The sequence below is a fragment of the Rhizobium sp. SL86 genome (assembly GCF_026672545.1).
Taxonomy (GTDB): Bacteria; Pseudomonadota; Alphaproteobacteria; order Rhizobiales; family Rhizobiaceae; genus Neorhizobium.
This window is the reverse complement of sequence record NZ_JAPPRJ010000001.1, coordinates 1142889-1159709: the sequence shown is the minus strand read 5'-3', so window position 1 is coordinate 1159709 and position 16821 is coordinate 1142889. Positions and strand designations below refer to the sequence as shown.

18 protein-coding genes and 1 pseudogene are annotated in these 16821 nt (G+C 62.0%); 1 reads left to right on the top strand and 18 read right to left on the bottom strand.

All coding sequences use genetic code 11. The annotated features are described in order from the left end of the window. Window position 1: 1 nt before the first annotated feature. From traF to OU993_RS05805, 14 genes and pseudogenes are all read right to left on the bottom strand, one after another. On the bottom strand, window positions 2-547 hold the full coding sequence (gene traF / locus OU993_RS05870; protein ID WP_268155319.1) for a conjugative transfer signal peptidase TraF: 546 nt from the start codon (window positions 545-547) through the stop codon (window positions 2-4). Continuing rightward, a pseudogene (locus OU993_RS05865) lies at window positions 544-1066 on the bottom strand (DUF2840 domain-containing protein). Before OU993_RS05865 ends, traF begins: the two are co-directional and overlap by 4 nt. Next, the gene (locus tag OU993_RS05860; RefSeq protein WP_268155317.1) at window positions 1063-1314 is read right to left on the bottom strand and encodes a hypothetical protein; all 252 of its coding nucleotides are present in this window, start codon (window positions 1312-1314) and stop codon (window positions 1063-1065) included. Before OU993_RS05860 ends, OU993_RS05865 begins: the two are co-directional and overlap by 4 nt. Beyond that, window positions 1311-1964: a ParA family partition ATPase gene (gene parA, locus OU993_RS05855; protein ID WP_268155316.1), complete on the bottom strand. Its 654-nt coding sequence runs from the start codon at window positions 1962-1964 to the stop codon at window positions 1311-1313. The genes OU993_RS05860 and parA overlap by 4 nt, the downstream gene beginning before the upstream one ends. Beyond that, window positions 1961-3031 (bottom strand): replication initiator protein A, encoded by a 1071-nt coding sequence (locus OU993_RS05850; RefSeq protein ID WP_268155315.1) that lies wholly within the window; start codon window positions 3029-3031, stop codon window positions 1961-1963. Before OU993_RS05850 ends, parA begins: the two co-directional genes overlap by 4 nt. After that, the gene (locus OU993_RS05845) at window positions 3032-3301 is read right to left on the bottom strand and encodes a helix-turn-helix transcriptional regulator (protein ID WP_073625759.1); all 270 of its coding nucleotides are present in this window, start codon (window positions 3299-3301) and stop codon (window positions 3032-3034) included. It lies immediately after the preceding gene. Window positions 3302-3456: 155 nt separating this feature from the next. Continuing rightward, window positions 3457-3942 (bottom strand): DUF2285 domain-containing protein, encoded by a 486-nt coding sequence (locus tag OU993_RS05840; RefSeq protein ID WP_268155313.1) that lies wholly within the window; start codon window positions 3940-3942, stop codon window positions 3457-3459. A gap of 49 nt (window positions 3943-3991) precedes the next feature. Beyond that, the gene (locus tag OU993_RS05835; RefSeq protein ID WP_253709070.1) at window positions 3992-4246 is read right to left on the bottom strand and encodes a transcriptional regulator domain-containing protein; all 255 of its coding nucleotides are present in this window, start codon (window positions 4244-4246) and stop codon (window positions 3992-3994) included. 296 nt (window positions 4247-4542) lie between these two features. Further along, the gene (locus OU993_RS05830; protein ID WP_268155312.1) at window positions 4543-5385 is read right to left on the bottom strand and encodes a DUF932 domain-containing protein; all 843 of its coding nucleotides are present in this window, start codon (window positions 5383-5385) and stop codon (window positions 4543-4545) included. A gap of 373 nt (window positions 5386-5758) precedes the next feature. Beyond that, window positions 5759-6073 (bottom strand): DUF736 domain-containing protein, encoded by a 315-nt coding sequence (locus tag OU993_RS05825; RefSeq protein WP_237154117.1) that lies wholly within the window; start codon window positions 6071-6073, stop codon window positions 5759-5761. Between the two features lie 700 nt (window positions 6074-6773). Next, a complete protein-coding gene (locus OU993_RS05820; protein WP_268155311.1) occupies window positions 6774-7322 on the bottom strand; it encodes a hypothetical protein in 549 nt (182 codons plus the stop codon). Window positions 7323-7330: 8 nt separating this feature from the next. Next, the gene (locus OU993_RS05815) at window positions 7331-7753 is read right to left on the bottom strand and encodes a hypothetical protein (protein ID WP_268155310.1); all 423 of its coding nucleotides are present in this window, start codon (window positions 7751-7753) and stop codon (window positions 7331-7333) included. Between the two features lie 136 nt (window positions 7754-7889). Continuing rightward, the gene (locus OU993_RS05810) at window positions 7890-9905 is read right to left on the bottom strand and encodes a ParB/RepB/Spo0J family partition protein (protein WP_268155309.1); all 2016 of its coding nucleotides are present in this window, start codon (window positions 9903-9905) and stop codon (window positions 7890-7892) included. A gap of 408 nt (window positions 9906-10313) precedes the next feature. Beyond that, window positions 10314-10667, bottom strand: coding sequence for a DUF2958 domain-containing protein (locus tag OU993_RS05805; protein ID WP_268155308.1), 354 nt, complete (start codon window positions 10665-10667; stop codon window positions 10314-10316). 224 nt (window positions 10668-10891) lie between these two features. Here OU993_RS05805 and OU993_RS28825 point away from each other — a divergent pair, with 224 nt between their 5' ends. Continuing rightward, a complete protein-coding gene (locus tag OU993_RS28825; RefSeq protein ID WP_442792877.1) occupies window positions 10892-11410 on the top strand; it encodes a helix-turn-helix transcriptional regulator in 519 nt (172 codons plus the stop codon). Between the two features lie 216 nt (window positions 11411-11626). Here the strand turns inward: OU993_RS28825 and OU993_RS05795 are convergent, their stop codons facing one another. The 4 genes from OU993_RS05795 to OU993_RS05780 form a co-directional block, all read right to left on the bottom strand. Beyond that, window positions 11627-12565 carry a restriction endonuclease gene (locus tag OU993_RS05795; RefSeq protein WP_268155307.1) on the bottom strand — a complete coding sequence of 313 codons (939 nt, stop codon included), beginning with the start codon at window positions 12563-12565 and terminating at the stop codon, window positions 11627-11629. 9 nt (window positions 12566-12574) lie between these two features. Beyond that, entirely contained in the window at window positions 12575-12814 is a 240-nt protein-coding gene (locus OU993_RS05790) for a hypothetical protein (RefSeq protein WP_268155306.1), read from the bottom strand. Window positions 12815-12914: 100 nt separating this feature from the next. Beyond that, window positions 12915-15416 carry a S8 family peptidase gene (locus tag OU993_RS05785; RefSeq protein ID WP_268155305.1) on the bottom strand — a complete coding sequence of 834 codons (2502 nt, stop codon included), beginning with the start codon at window positions 15414-15416 and terminating at the stop codon, window positions 12915-12917. Continuing rightward, a complete protein-coding gene (locus OU993_RS05780; protein WP_268155304.1) occupies window positions 15409-16614 on the bottom strand; it encodes an AAA family ATPase in 1206 nt (401 codons plus the stop codon). Before OU993_RS05780 ends, OU993_RS05785 begins: the two co-directional genes overlap by 8 nt. Window positions 16615-16821 lie beyond the last annotated feature (207 nt).

Genomic DNA, 16821 nt, shown 5'->3' with positions numbered 1-16821 from the left:
CTCACCGCGTCGGAGCACGCCAGACGAAGCGGCCATCACCCTCCTCGTCGGTGTAAATCGGCGTCGCCTTGCCGATGACGGCGCGTGCCGGGATCGGGCCGAAGTAGCGGCCATCCAGGCTGTCGGGCACTTCGGGGTTCATCACGAAGAGATCGCCTTGTGCGATCTTCCGGCAGCCTTGCCAGACCGGCAGAGCACGCCCCAATCGGTCGTGTTCGAGCGCTTCACCGAGCGGCACATGATCGGCCGTGATGGCGAGCCCGGTGCGACAGACCTCTTGCCCCTGCAGAGCCATGACACGCTTCAAAAGCGGCACGCCACGACCGATATAGCCGCGCTCCACCATGAAGTCGGCGAGCGGCTTGTCGGGCAGGAGCGCGACGAGATCGCCCGCCTCGAGACTCTGCGTGGGGGCGAGATCATAGAGGCCGATCGGAACACTCGCGGATGCGTTCCAGACGACGCGCAGCGGCGTGGGAATGAACGATGCGACGGCAACGCCCATCACGGAGAAGTACGTCGCCATGATGTAGCCGAACCGGGTCATGGTTCAGCCCTCTGGCGCAATAGAAACGCCTGATGCTGATCGACGGTGTAGGCACGCGGCTCGTATCCAACGGTCAAACGGTTGAGGACGTGCCGCCAGTGATCGGGCGACAACCTCGGTCGGATCAATGCCGATCACCTCGATGGCATCGATGTGCTGAAGGACGCGCTCGACCTTGGGCCAGCCCTCGATTCTGAGCAGGATGTCGCCGCCGGGACGCACGAAAGGCAGCGTCTGGAAGGGCTCACCTGGCGCCACCGCGCGCACGATGTCGATGCGCGATGTGATCGTGCCGAAGTCGTTCGATGCCCACCGCACGAAGGCAAAGACGCTGCCGGGCCTGTAGAAAAAGACACGCCGACTTCGGTCGAGCACCTGTTCGCGCGCCTTGTGGCCGAACCTGATCCAGTTCTCGATCCGCTTCTCGATGTGCGTCAGTTCGACTTGTGTGAAAGCGTCGGCGGACTGGGTGCGCGGTGCGGCACCGCCATGGGAACGGGAAGCGGTGGCGCCGGTCATGGGCGATCTCCATCGGTGGTCGGCGGAAATTCGCGCGCGAGCAGATCGCGCAGCATGTCGGCGACGGTGATGCCGCGCTGAAAGGCGACGATCTTGATGCGGCCGCGCAGGTTGGGTGTGATGTCGATGGTCAGCCGCGCGGTGAAGCGGGCCTCCTCGTCGGTACGCGGGGCGTCGGCTGCCTTGATCCAGCTTTCGGGATCAGCGGGCCGGGCCGCAAAACGGCGACGGATCGGGTGCGCGCTCATGGCAATGTCCTTCCCGTGACCAGCCGTCCGATCTCCGCAGCGAGTGCCGCGATCTCTCGCGCGGCCTGACTGTCGGGATCGATTTCGGAGGCGAGCCGACCAGACTGTGCGGCATCGGCGAAAACGACGCGCTGGCCGATGGTTGTCGACAGCACCGGCGGGTCGTGATCGGCGAGCGTCTCGGCGGTCTCGCGAGCGATGATGGTGCGTGCGCCACAGCGGTTGAGCACGAAGCGCGCCATCAAGGTCGGCCGGTAGATGCGCGCTTCGGCGACGAGCGCCAGCATCTCGGCCGAGGCCCAGCCGTCGAACGGCGATGGCTGCACCGGGATCAGCACCAGGTCGGCGGCCAGCAGTGCGGAACGCATTAGCCCGGCAATGCGTGGCGGCCCGTCGATGACGATGTGATCGGCATCGCGCGCCAGCTCCGGCGCTTCCCGGTGCAAGGTATCGCGCGCCAGGCCGACGACGCCGAACAGCCGGATGCCGTTCTCACGAGCCCGTTGCTGCGACCAATCCAGCGCCGAACCCTGCGGATCGGCGTCGATGAGGGTCACGCGCTTGCCCCTCCCGGCCCATTCACCGGCGAGATGCAGCGCCAGCGTCGTCTTGCCGACGCCGCCCTTCTGATTGAGGAGCGCGACGATCATGGCGTCCGCCTTCCGGCGGCACCGGCACCACGGCCGCGTTTCCCGCGCGCCAACAAAGAAGAGTTAGATTCTCTGTTAGAGTCTAAGTTAGTGGCCGGATTTCGTGTTTCAGGCCAGAGCGTTAACTGTGGTCCGTGCGCCCGATCTGCCGATAGGCCTGCGCCTGATGTGCCGATACCCTTTGCGCCTGATCTGCCGATGCTGTTCACAGGCTCATCCACAGGCACTGTGAATTGTTGGACGGGCCGTATGCGGAGCAGTTCACGCCGCCCCTCGCGTTCGATCGACAGGCGATATCCAGGCAAGGGCTGACGGAGAGCGATCCGGCGCAGATCGAGCGCGAAATCGGAGATGCGCGCAAGGCTGCCGGATTTGGCGTGGAGATGGGCGATCTCGAACAGCCAGCCGTGTCGCTGATGGCCGGCGTGCTTGCGCGCGACGCGATAGAGCCAGCGCTCGATACCGCCGGTCAGCCGGAAATAGTCCGGGTCGATGGTCAGCACCAGTGAGCGGTCGACGACCCCGTTGTAGAACCACTCGGGCAGGACAAATTCCATGCCCTCGACGCGGCCCTCTCGCGTCGTCATCTCTTCCCATTCGTTGATCCAGGAGAATTGTCGGCGGCGCCATTGCACGCCGTTCCGAATCGTCGTGGCGATGACGGTCGATTGCAGCCGTGCCAGCGAGGCCTTCAGGAGAAGATACTGCTGGTTTCCGGTCGGACGGCCGACACCCCGCAGGAGCTGGTAGGGCGTGAAGCGAAAGAAGCGCGAGGTACGGAGACCATGGTTCTCGGCCGCGACGATCTGCGAGGCGGCCCAGATCAGCACATCGGCGTCCCATATCGTCGCCATGCCGTGTTCGGGCATCCCCAGCACCTGCACCTCGACATCGGCGGCCTTGTAGAGGATCGGCTTGACGCGCGGCGTCTTCGACAACGAGAAGAACGGCCGTTCCATGAGATCGCGCTGATCGCGCGGGCTGGCATCGCCGGTGGCGACCACGAAGGGATCGAGCCGCTGGCGTTCGCTCCCGTGCTTGCCGTCTTGTCGAGAGGAGCCGCTCATTCAGCGCGCTCCCCGCTCGGCAGGCGTCAGAGGACGCGCCGGAAAGACCCGGCCGGCATTCTGGTCCGTGGTGGATTTGCGCGCGCCGATGGCCGTCCAGGCCTGCAGGTCCTCGAGCGCGTAGATCACGCGGCCGCCGATCTTGCGATAGGTCGGGCCGGTGCCGTAGGTGCGGTGCTTCTCCAGCGTCCTGAGCGAGATGCCGAGGAATCGCGCCGCGTCGGGCGTGCGCAGGAAACGCGGCGGCAATCCCGTCTTCGGGTCGAGCATGATCGGGCCTCCGGGGCGGTTCGGATGGCTGCCGGTGACGGCAGCGGGTCATGGCGAACCGTGGCGGAGGAACGGCGGCTTGCAGCGTGCCGAAATTAGGGGGTAGCGTTTCCGGCCCCCCGGAGGCGCGAACGAAGACGATCGAACGGCAACGTTCAGCGGGGCGGCAGACGCGCGGGATAGCGCAGCAGATCGCGATATCCGCCATGCACATAGTGGGTGCCGTCAGCAACGAGGCGGCGCGTCTGGTTCTTGCGAGGATCGCTTTCCCAATCGGCTTTGTTGCCACGAAATCCAAGCAGGGCTTCCGCGATCTTTCGATAGCTGGCGCCGTCTGTGCGACCGTCGAGGGCGCGCAAGATCAGGATGTGTCGGTCTCGGGTCTGCGCTGGAAGAGCGTGACGACGCTCGCCGATCGGCCGCCCCGTCAGCGTTCGCCAGAAGCGCGACACCGCTTCGGCGCGATGCTCCAGCGAGGCGTCGAGCGGCAGCATAACGAAATAGGCCGTCTTGGTGCCGGACGGCGGATCTGCGAGCCAGAACTGATGGTCCACTCCCGCCGACCGCCAGAGGCCATGCCACTTCCCATCCTCGGTGGCACGAGCGTCGAGACCCGGCAACGTCGGCAGGCTGATCGTCATGCTGGCGGGATCAGAGTCGACGCACGCGGACGGGCGAAGCTCAAAGGCATCAGGCAGCAGCGACGGCATCCAGAATAGCGCAGCCCGGTCGGCGGAGAGAGTCGGGTCTGTCGGGAAATCGCACCCCCCAGCGTTCCGAGAACGCCGTCTGCGCATCGCTGTCGAGGCGTGGCAATCGCCTCACGCGATGAAAGTCGCGGCGATAATCCTCATCGCGACGAAGATACTCCCAGGCAAAGCCGGCGGCAGAAATGCTCTTGGCATGTGCATAAGCGGCCGGCGAGCGCCAATCTGTACTCGGCATGGCGTCACCTCTCGTCCAGCATTTATGCGTTGCTGGAAAGAGGAACTGTTCGCGATACGAGGCTCGCGTTGAAGTCACTGTTGCCCGATATGTTGATCGCGTTGGACGATCAATATTTGAAGATAATTCGGATCGTTTTTGAGGTTCCTTCGCGAGCCGGGCCATGCCCGGCGAGCTGCGTTTCGTCTGCTCAGCGGAAACCCGCCGATCCGCAAAGACGGATCGGCGCGAAATCTGATCCACGCTTCTGCGGAAAGCCGTGAAGCCGGGTTTCCGGCTCCACGGCTTTGCGAGGGTCAGGCGGTCTTCAGCCGCTGCATTCCCTCGGCCAACGTCCACAGGGCGCGGTTCAGCCCGACATTCTGGTCGATACCGTTGATCGGCCGCGTCCGGCTGCGGCGGATGCGTCCATCCGCAGTCTGCCGTCGTCCATCCAGCCCGCCCCGAATGAGGTTTTCCTGAATGACGTTGAAGGTCTGCCACAGGTTTTGCCCGACATCCTCGCGGCGGCGCGGAGCGATGATCTGATCCGGGCGAACCGGGCTTTCCTCCTCGCCATAGCGCGCGATAAGGCTCGCCTCGGCCAACACCTGCTGCTCGTCCCGTGAGAGCCGCGTGTCCTTCATGGTCTCGGTCGCATCGATCAGGCGCGGAAAGTCCTCCGCGACGGTGTAAACGCCCTCGATGATCCGATCCTGAATGCCGCCCTTGTGGGGCACGCGGACTTCCTCGAACCGCTCTCCCGCAATCATGCTGTTGGTGCAAACGAAGCGCAGCATCCCGGCGAACATCTGATAGGCGCTGGTCCCGTCGTGGCTGTTGACGATGATGACTTCCGCCGCCTCGGGCATGCCGATCCCATCATCCCGGCGCAGGCGCAGCATGTGCTTGGCGTGACCGTGGCGGCTACCGTCGCGCGGCACCGATTGCACCGCGAAGAACGGAAACCAGCCCTCCCGGCGCAATCCTTCCACGATCTCGATGGTGGGGACGTAAACGTAACGCTCCGACCGGCTGTCATGCGCTTCGCGGGCGAACACTGAGGGGACGTGACGAAAAAGAGCTTCGTTGTCGAGGGCTTCGCGTCCGCTGATCTGGTGAGAGTTGCGGCCGAACCGGGTGGCGAGATGATGATACATGGTCTGTCTCCCTTGGGGCTGGGTTGGAGCGCAGCGCTGCGCTGCAACCCTGGCCGTCGCCGAGACCGGGGTAGCAAGGTGCAAGGGCGGCGGGGCGGGAGGGGGATCACCCGGTCTGCACGGAACGAAGTGAAGGAAGGCCGGGGACACCGGCCCGGACGAGCGCCAGCGATCCCTTGCAGCGCGCGGGGGCGGAGCCCTTAGTCAACACCCGGCATGCGCAAAGCGGTTGCCGGGCTAAAGGATTGGATCGGGATGCGCGCAGCAACAGAACCTGAAAGCCGCGCATACTGGTCTCTGCATTTCCTGAATGGCCGCCTTAATAAGCGTGACGAAGCCCCGCGTGAGAGCGGGGCTTCGGAGGTGTTCGCCCTCAGTCGCCGTTGCGGCGGGACCAGATGAGGTTGTGAGCTTCGCCGCCCTCGTCCTCGACCAGACTGGCGTAGATCGGAGCCGGGAAGCTCGGATCGTCCAGCTTGACCGAGAGATAGTCGCGGCCGGTCTCGCGGGCGGTTTTCTTCCACGCCGCGCCGAACTCGGTGGTGCCGGCGAAGATCCGATAGTCCGGGCCGCGCTCGCTGTCGCCCTCGGTGGGAACGAACTTGGCCTTGACGTTGAGGGTCAGGGTCTTGACCGTACCGGTGATGTCGCCGTTCGCGGTCTTGGTGAAGGTGCCGATGGTCGCCATTGTCGTGTCTCCGTTGCTCGGGCCGCGCCTATCGCGACCTCGATGGTGGTCGTGCGACCGGGGACGATCAGCCCGCACCTGAAAGGCTGGAACGCAGTGGAAGGCGGCCGGCGACGGCTTTTTTGTTTCGCGATGCAAAGCCGAAGGCGGCGGAAAAAAGCTGGCGACGGACGTTGCGGGAGGATGATCGAGGCAGAGCCGGTCTTCGGTCAGACCCAATCCATTCGAGGACGCCGTGGGTGCGACTCGGCGAAACGATGGAGATACGATGATGCGAGCAGTTGCCTGTCACGGGATGAGACCGGCCAATGGGATCACTGTCATGGCTGGCCCCGTTCCAGAAACGGCTGGCTGTCCCGACAGAGATGGTGAAAGTTACGGCCACCGTTCGTGGATTGTTGGTATTTCCAGACTGAGCGGCTGGACGTGCTGCTCCCGCCGGGCTTCGTTGTCGAACGAAGCTGGATGAACCGCCCCGGTACGTTCCGCGGTTCCAGAGGGTGGCCAGGCTGCGAGACCGCCACAATCAGGTCCCACTTCTATACCGACTGACGCAATACACCATCGCGCATCGGTCGAATGCGGGGCTTCATGCGCCCCGCCGCCGCTTTGCGTTAGCGATCGAAGCCGAATGGCGGAAACACGCCTCAGACGTGGTTCCGGCGCAGCCGAGAGCGCGGCCCAGGAGGGGCAACGCCGGTCATACTTGCTGGCTTATGTAGAGTTCCCGGATGATGTCGGTGACAATCTCGAACGTGGTCAGAAACATGGGCGGATTCAACACTGTATCGCTTCCGTGGGCGAACATATTGCGCAATTGGCTCAGATGTTCGATCTCTGAGGAAATCAGGTTCTGTTGCTTGGCGGACTTCAGCAACTCGTCGAGCATCGCGGGACGGGGCCGTCCGTTCTTGTGAACACGCCCGGCGAACTGGTGGCCGATCTGTTCACGCAAGGCGAGTTCAAGGCATGGAAACGTCTGGCTCGCCGCCATCGTCAGAAGGTCATAGGAAAAATAGGCGTAGATATAGGCGTGCCGAATAGCGTCATGAGATCGCCTTACAGATTCAGAAGCCGCAGCGGGAAGCTCGAATGCACACATATCACCATGAAGGTCTTCAATTGTGCTGCCGACAAAACCTGCGGTCCCGGCGAAATAGGGATCAGGCAAGTTGAGAGCGGGTAGGCTTTTGAGCATAGGCAAAACTTTCATTCGACGGCCGATTGAAACATCCATACCCTGAAACATCGAAATAATCAGTCGCTGCGGTGAATGGGCGATGCTGTTGCAGCCAACCGCATCAGAGCCGACAAGCAGGTCACGCCGCCGCCAATGACACAGAAGATCGTCCGCCAGATGTTGGACGGAACAGCCTCCCTCGTGATGCCGTGGACCATCGCATAACCTGCTACGGCGGCTGGTGCGGCAAAGAAGAACGCCACGGCGAGACGCAGGATCGGTGAGCGGACCACCATGAACAGAACGACCAGCAAGCCATAGGCGGCGGCACCCGCCACCATCCCGACCAGTCCTGCGCCTATCAGGCCGGAGCCACAGGCATAGACCCATTTCGCTGCCTCGACGCCGACCATGAACGGCAGCGCATAGACAGCGAGCATATAGGCCAGGACACAGAGACTGGCGACGAACGCAACGGCCATCAGCATGAGCACGACCATTGTAGAGTCCTCCTGCACCGATGACCGCGACGGTCATCGGATCGGTCGCGCGGGGTCGATCCCCGCGCGACCGCGATTTTTGGGATGATGAGAAAGCAGGAAGGCCGGGATCGCTTGCACGATCCCGGCCCGATCCTCACTCGGCAGCTTGCAGGTAGGCGTCGGCTTCCGGCGCAGCTTCGATATCTACGGGCCGTGCGGGGCGCAGCACGAAAGGCAGCCAGCCGGTGCCAGCGAGAAGCTGTTCGGCAGCCTGCGCCATCTCCGTCTTCTTCAAGCCCGCAATTCGCTCGGCAGCGTCATCACTGACCGCTTCCCGCACGGCTGCGAGGATATGCGCCTTGGTGACACGGCCCAGATAGGTCCGCTCGGTCGGGGTCCAATGCGCCGTCATGTCCAGCGCGACCGCGCTCGCCAGCCTTGAAGCCATCGCACGGGCATGGGGCTTCTGCTCCCACGGCACCCGAACCGCATTGACGGTCAGCGATACGCAATGGGCGAGCAAGGCCATAAGGCTCGCCTGATCCAGACCGGCGACGAAGCCCCACAGGTCCGCCACGTCGCGGGGCATGTCCGACGCCCATCCGGCATGACGATCCGCCAGCGCCTTCGCAGTGGGCGTGTCCTCGATCCCGTCCGCATAGGAGGCAAGATAGGCGCTGGTCAGCCGGATTTCGAGGCAGAACGCTTCCCCGGCTCGATAGAAGGTCTGCGCCGCCAACGCATGGACAATGGCGACAAGCGCCATATCCGGCTGCTCGCCAAGGGCGAGACGCAGACCAAGGGTGCGATGGGCCGTCAGGTCGCGGATGAGAAGGTCCGATAGCGGCTTGCCCGCGTCTTCAGTCTCCTCGTCGTCCGGCAGTGGTTCGGCGTCTTCGCCGTTTCCCTCGTCCCCGACGATTTCGCCTTCCTCGTTGACGGTCGCATCCTCCGTGCCCTCCGGTTCCGGGGCTTCGTCCTCGGCGCGGATGAAGCCGCGTTCGATGCGGGCCGTGCCGTCATGGTTCAGGATGACGAACGCGCCACCGCGCGCGATCTCGTCGGCGTCATAGGCGTGGCGCTTGGCGTCGATCCGCTCGATCTCCCCTTCAAGCTCGGCGAACCGCCGGTCCGCCTCGTCCGGCAATTCCTCATAGCCTTCATATTCCGACGACAGGCGATTGTACTCTTCTTGCGCGGCGCCATAGGCAGTGGCGTCTTCCTCCGACAGGTCCACCGGATGCGGATAGGTCCGGCGCATCCCATGCGCATGGGGGAAGTCGATGTGAACGGAAGCCCACTTCCATCCCTCGACTGCCTGTACCTCGGCGGCGATGCCTTCCAACTTGTCCATGACGAGCCGATCCAGCAGCGCGGCGTCCTCGAAATAGCCGCCCCGGTCCTCGGTGAAGAGGTCGCGGATGATGGTGCCGCCCGCCTCCGCATAGGCGTCCGTGCCGACGAAGATCGAGCGTCGGTCGGTGGCCGCGACATTCATCTTGGTGAGGTCGCGCCGGATGGTGGAAGGGTCGCGGTTCCACGACAGGTTCTCGTAGACCTGCTCCTGCCGGTCATGGTCTTCGGTGATAGCGAAGGCCATCAACTGGTCCAGCGACAAGCCGCCGTCCCGATAGACCTGCATCAGCTTCGGGCTGACGGCACCAAGGCGGAGCCGCTGTCTGACGACATGGGCGGTCACGCCGAACCGGGCGGCGATTTCTTCCGCACCCCATCCGCGATTGTCGGCAAGCTCGCGGAACCGCTCGAACTGGTCGGCGGGGTGCATCGCCTCGCGGGTGACGTTCTCGTCGAGGCTGATCTCTGTCGCATCGTTCTCGGTATCCAGAACGCAGCGGATCTGCTCGGTCTTCTTGATCTGCTTGCGCTTCACCCGCAGCACCTGCGCCAGTCTGCGGCCTTCGCCGATGGTCACGAAATAGCTGCCGGTCGGCTCGCCGTCCGCGTTCGTTTCCGGCTCCACCACCAGATTTTGCAGCATCCCCTTGGCAGCGATGCTCGCCGCCAGCGCCTCGATATGGGCTTCGCTATGCGGGGTCTTGCGGGCGTTGCGGGGCGACTTCTTCAACTTGTTCAACGGCACGAATAGCACCGCGCCGTTCTCGGCGGGGGCTTCGGAAACCGTGGCGGTCGTTTCGATGGTGTCGGTCATGATCTTGATCCTTTGGCTTGGGTTGGAGCGCAGCGCTGCGCTGCAACCCTGGCCGTCGCCGAGACCGGGGGGTGCAAGATGCAAGGGCGGCCGAGACGGAGGGGGATCACCCGGCCTGCACAAGCGGATCGAACCTATGGGCGAGGATCTGAAACACGCATCCGCGCGGAAGGCCGGGGAAACCGTCCCGGCCGAGCGTCAGCGATCCCTTGCACCGCGCCAGGGGGCAGCGCCCCCAAGCAACTGCCCGGCATGAGCGCCAGCGGGCGCCGGGCATGGGAACCGGATCAGGATGTGCAAAGCCTCCGAACCTGAAAGCCGTGCATCCTGATCGCCGTCTTTCCGTCTCCGGACGGATCATGAGCACGACGAAGCGCCCCGCCCGAAGGCGGAGCGCGGTTGCGATCGTCAGGCGGTGACGATCCTGCCGGATTGGCGGGCGCACCCGGCATACCAACTCAGCGGATGCTCGGCCTTGAAGTGGAGGTCGCGTTCGACCGGAAGCCGGAGACGTCCGCGCACCGATCGGATTTCGGCAAGACTGACGTAACCGAGTTCAGGTTCGCCAAGGCCGAGATCGCAAAGGCCGAACAGACAGTCGGGGTCTTCGGGATCGGCTTCGGTGAGAAGCCAGATGGCGCCAGCGTCCGGTGTGAAGAGCTTGACGACAGGACGCGGATCGATGTCCTCGCCGGCGGCGCTGCGAGCACCATTGGCGAGAAGCCGGGCATAGAGTTCGTTGGTGATGAGAGCTGCGGTCATGTCGGCCTCCCTTCGATGTCACCCTCCGATCGAGGGCGAGGAGGCGTTCGGCCGGCGCAATCGAGCGGCGCGGTCAGGCCCTACACGGTCCGGTGCGGGCCGGGCTTGACCGCGCCGCGGCGGCGGCCAGCGTTACCAGAGCTCGTTGAGAGGGGAAGATCGAAGGCCACAGGCATAGTACGCTCAGGAAAGAACGCGCCGGGCTTTGGGGAATAAGGGGTGAAGTGTCGCTCGCGATTGCCTCCGATTCTCGCGCGATGGCCGCCGTTTCCCGCACGCCGACGCCCGATGTCTTCAATGAACGAGCGACATGCATCACCTTGGTCGCAGTCATTCCACTGCGATCGAAGGCGATCGAAATGAAACGCGAACAGACGATTTCTCGAGAAGATCGGACCTTGGCCTCCGATACCATGCAGCCACCCGCCAACGAGCCTGCCGAGAGCGGCTCCAAGCGGTTTCAGCCGCCCGCTGCCCTGTTCAAGCGCGTGATCCGTCGCCCGGAGCTGCGCAAAATCGTGCCACTCGCCGACACGACGATCTACGAGATGGAACGGCGCGGCGAGTTTCCCAAGCGCTTCTTCCTGACGCCACGATGCGTGGTGTGGGATCTGGCCGAGGTCGAAGCTTGGCTCAACGAGAGGCGCCGAGCATCGGATGCGGACGCCATACCCAAAGCGCCGGCGCCTGATGTTCGCCAGCGGCGGACGCGGCAAGTCAGGGCTCAATCTCAGCGGGCATGAACGGCAACGACGAGACAGTCCACTTCCTGCCTGCGGTAACGGACCCGCTTGAATGCAGTCTTTCGACCTCTTCATCTTTCCACGTGTACCGCCGTATGTTGCGCCAAAACACCGCGAACAGCGCTTTTCCCTTTTCCGCAAGGGTTTTACCAAGAACTCAGTTGGTAAGACCTCGCATCAAAGGTTAACCTCATTCCCTTCCAGTTCGGATGCAGGTCACTGCAAATGAACATCAAAGGGGCTGTACGCCTCACGAAATGCGTCCAAAGCCATCTTTCGAATGTCGTCCAAGCTTGCTGCCACGGTCCGATCAATCATGAAGGTGGGGCAGCTTGGATTGCCACAGCCGCATGGCCTAATCGTTTTGTCTCGCAGACCGGCAATAAAGGTCCGGCGCAATTTGTCGACAAGTTCCGACGCTTTCCTGACTTTGGCTTTGACTTGAGGGTTCCTTAAGTGATGAAGCGAAGGTATCCGGCGGATAGTCTCACCTTCGCGTGTGCGCCAGACGCCGGTGTTGAGCGCGGCAATTGTGTCTTCGATGGCAGTCTGAAACGCAGGCAGGGAGCTTTCTTCCTGAAACCAAGTCTGAAAGACTGGTCGTTGGAATACGACTGCCATCTGCTCCAACGCATCAATATCAGTCAGGCCGGGAAAATCGCTTGCGAAATGGCAGAGTTCGTCCGGCCGATCCGGAAACGGATCGCCGTCGCAGAAACGCCGGAGGAGATCCTCTCCGATCAAACGGAGATGTTCTTCAAAATCAACTCCTGACCATATCGCTAATGACGTTATGCCCGCCTTGACCGCCGCCTCTTCGACCGCATCGCGCCTCGCTGCAGAAACAGTACCGCCCACCACAAATTTGAATGCTTTTAGATTACCACGAGATGCTGCAATGGCGCGCATCATATCTTCTTCGGCCTTCTTTTGTGTCAGCGTTTTACGATTGACGCACTGAATGACACTGGATCTATATCCCCCACTCTCGATCAGCTCTCTCCCGACGATATCGCGTCCTTCGTCACTGCCGGTCTGACCGAACCAAGCAAGATCCGTCCAACCTGCGCGCACGTGATAGGCAAAGACAAGCCGCTCGAACTCGGTACCGCCGAAATCTTCGAAATGAATACGCTGAACGAGGCGAGAGGGCATAGCTGAGGCTCAATTTCTTTTGGCGCGGACGATGACGAGTGGAATCTTCCGGTCGATCGCAAACCGCTCGGCCCGCTCGATTGCTTCGGCCATGCGCCAGTCGAATGGCCCTGATCCACCGGTGTCCTGTTCGGCGCTATCGTAGAAATATCCCTTTTCCATCCCCATGTGGTCTCGATGGACAACAACGGCGACATGCCGCTCCGGCGGGATAGGATTGTCTGGTCCGAGATGAATGATCGTTGCCATTGTTCCTCCATGTCACCAGCACATCAGTTTACACCCCGGAGAGCTTATGTTCATCGCCGATTGTTCGGTGCTCTTGATCACTCCATTGTCGATATCAGCGCTAAACGCGCGGCGTAATGCGTGCGGCCGTCCGAATGTCAGCGATCTGCGTACCGATCGCCTGAAGGCTTTGCCGCATGTCATTGAAAACGGGCTTTTCCGCTTCTGGATCGCTGATGGTTAAAATCGCCGTGAAGGGGACGCCCCCCTCTGGCATCACCTCTCCAGTGCGGGTGAGATATTCAACAAACAGCCGCCAGTTCGATGAAGGCCCAACTCCCTGAGGGAACGTCTTGGCGTGGACCTTTACGGGGCTCCATTTCAGGTCATGTTCGATTAGCTCCGCCTCGACCGCCGGCGACTCTCGTGACGACGGGAGGTAGAGCGGATCAAGGCGACCCTTCCATTTTCCCTCATCCTGCTCCTGCTGCAGGACGGCGTTCACGTTGACCCGGACGAATTCGGAACCGAACCGCGCATCCAGCGGCGGCGTCGATACAAGCGTCAACTTCGCCCGCCCTCGGCATTTGCCGCCAGGTCCGACCAAGGACGCTGGCCATGGGAAGCGGAAATTGATCTGCTGGCCGTGCTGGATACGCGAGGCGAAGACCAGGGTAATTGAATGATCGCCCGTCTCCAGAATACGTTCAGCAGACGGCGGCATCCCGAACCCGACAAGGTGCCGTGCCACCGGCGCCAGCATTTTCTGGCTCAAGGGTTCTGGAATCTCAGCGTGGTGCACGAGCAAACCGATGAGTGTCTCACGCGAAACCTCGCCCTCGATAGCATGGTCGAGGACTGCTGCCGTCTTTGCGATCAAAGGCGAGGCGTAGCTGGTCCCGCAACCGTCGATTACTGTTCCATCAGGAAGGATTGAGAAAAGTCCGTGCCCCAGTGTCGCGTGCTGCGTGCCCGCGCCTCCGATGTGGGCAAGGTCGGGTTTTCCACCGGACCGAAGCCCAGGCCCCCGACGACTGAAACGGGCTGGGGCGAACGGCAAGCAACCGCTGTGCCCCGGAGGATTCAGCGCCGCGACGGCAACATTCCTCGCGCTCTCCGCTGGCGTCAGGAGTCCATCGTTTCGCGCAAGCGCAAGGTTGGAAAGGGCAGTTGCTGCATCGACCGGCCACTCAGGGCGAAGGTCTTGCGGCTGAATGTTACCGGCCGAAATGAACACGACGGCATTGTTTTCTTCGGCAATCTGGTCGAGTCGGACCGCATGTGGGCTGTAGCGATCGGGTGCGGCGGGCTGAAGGATGTTCAGACTCATATTGAAAACACGCACGCCGTGTCGCGCCCGCGCATCTGCGACAGCCGCATCCATCTCATCGAAGAACTGCGGGAGGCCACCCGAATAGTAAGATGCAAACGCCCCAGCCTTCTGCTCATTTGGGAAGACGGCCACGTCAACCAGCTCCATTCCGTCGGGTTCGGGGCAAGTCTCCGCACCATTTATTCCTGCTCCAGCGACTGCAAGCCCGCCAATAAACGTGCCATGGGATAGATCCATATCTTCGTCGGCCAGCACGTCCCATCGATCGATAACCCAGTCAGCCAACGCTGGGCTTATGCCGCCGTCGATGATACCCATCCTTGGATGAGTTCTGCGACTATCACGAACGGGCATGACCGCTTGCGCTGGCCGAATGCGGTCCGGCGTTGCCGGGCGAGCAGAGCGCACCACGATGCCAGGTAACTCGATCCGTCGGACCAAGGGATGCGTGTCCAAGAATGCCAGCAAGCGGCTATGGTGTTGAACATTCGGGTCAAAGGGCGCGAGCTCCCGGCGTTCCTTCGATGATACGCTCGTCAGCCGTAGAACGGCACCATCTCCGGCTCGGTCCAGGCGCACGGAAAGCATAGGGAGGCGCTGCCTCCAGTTCGGCAGACGCTCCACTGACAAGCTTTGTTCAAGGGCGTTGAAGCCCGCAACAAAGGACTCGACCAGACGTCTGTGCGCGGGGTCGAGGCGATCCCATTCGGCACGCGGCGGCAGAACGTCGAACAACTCAACTTGATACCCGCTTCCCGTCATCGGATTGGCGAGCCAAGCAACGGCCTCTTCGACCGAAAAGTTGCGCTTGTCGGAAGCGCCGTAGAGTTCGATCCGCTCGATTGCTCCCGTCTCGCTCTTTTGCGCCGAGGGGTTCGGCACCTCTTTCCCCTTTTTCTCGTCGTAACGCATTCTGGTCTGCGTTTCGGCCTTGGCAATTTCGGCTTTCACCTGCGCCAAAGCCGATGGGCGGCCTTCGACAATCATAACGCCGAGATCCCCACCCCCGACTACGGGTACCCGATCGCTGCGAAAGAGCGCCCCCACGGGTCGATGGCTCTTGGCCCAAGCATCTCGTTTAAGGATGACCTTGACGTAGCCGATCGGTCCCTGCGCTTGCGCGGAAAGAACCCCGGAGATAGTGTCGATCTGCTCGATCAGAGCTGCCTTGTGGGCGCCAAACTCCCGATCGCGGTGAGCAAAGAAGTCCTTGCGGCCGCCGCCGCCGCCCGCCTCTCGGGCTTCCTCATAATTGTCCGGATTGAGGACGATCTGGATCGGACTAGCCATGATTCACCCCCGCATCGGCTTTACTCGACTGCCGTCCAAGCTGACGACTTACGGTCGATTTATCCCTCCCTGCGATTTCGCCGATGTCGGCCATTGAAAATGCGAGGATGGGGTCGTCGCGCATGGCCCGGAACAGAGTTGTGGGATCATCGAACAACAGCGTTCGACGCTCACTCTGAATGCGAGCCGCGTTGAGCGTCGCAAATTGGCGGAGCGTATCCAATAACCCACGTCGCTCGTCCTCGCGAACCGTGGTAGCCTTCTTGTACGTTCTTACCAGCGCTTCGATCTCAGCCCCAGTCGAACCTTCGGTGAACCACGCAATAAGACGGAGATGGCTGTCGGGAGCCGTTACAGGCGGCATAAACATGGCGGCGATCGCCTTTCGCACCTCAAAGTCGGGCTTAGGGATCTCAAGCTGGACCTCGAAACGGCGCCAGACTGCCGGATCAAGCAGCTTTGGGTGATTGGTGATGCCGATTGTTAATCCGATGTTTTGCCTAACATCGAGATTTTGGAGAAGCGCATTCACAACGCGCTTGATCTCGCCGACCTCCTGCGGATCGTCGCGGACCTTTGCAATCGCGTCGAATTCATCAAGCAGGAGGACACAACGATAGCGATTGGCGAACGCGAAGAGATTTCCAATATTTCGTGCTGTCGTTCCAAGAAACGAGGAAACAAGACCATCCAGCTTCACGAGAACAACGGGCAACCCCAACCTGCGAGCCACCCAGAGGGCCAGTCGTGTTTTCCCCGTGCCGGGCGCTCCGTAGATTAAACACGTCTTCGAAGGCACGATATCAACGGTCGCGAGCGCCTCGAAATCGGTCCATTCATCGACAATCGTTCCGACTGCCTGCGTCACAGTCGAATTGAAGAGCGGAGCTGCCCCCTCGACTTCAGATGGAAAAATGATCTCCGCCAAGGCGGCGGCCGTTTCACGATCGACAGGAACCGGCGTGTTGCGACCGAGTGTCTCGCCGGACAGGTTCGCTCGGGAGCGCTCGATTCGACTCGGAGCCATCTCCTTTAGACGCTCCGCAGTGGCAAGAATCCCCGCGAGCGATGCCGCCTGCTTTTCCTCACCATCTTTGGCGAGAGCATCCCTTAGCCGCTCGACTTGTTTGCGCAGTGCGGGTGTTGGTTCGCCCATTGCCGCCCGACAAAGGGCCTGAATAATTGAAAAGTGCTCCATGCGCCCCGCTCACGATCTGATGCATAATCGATGCCTTGTGATGCATATAGACCGTAAAAAGGTGCGCGTCAAAGGATTTTGTTGCATCTCGGCGGGGTCCAGATGCGCCATATCGGCATCTCGTTGCGCTTCCTCCTGAAAAATTGGCACGCGCTTCCTGATGGCTGTCGAAGGATCGAGATATGGGAGTAGCTCTCACTCGACCGT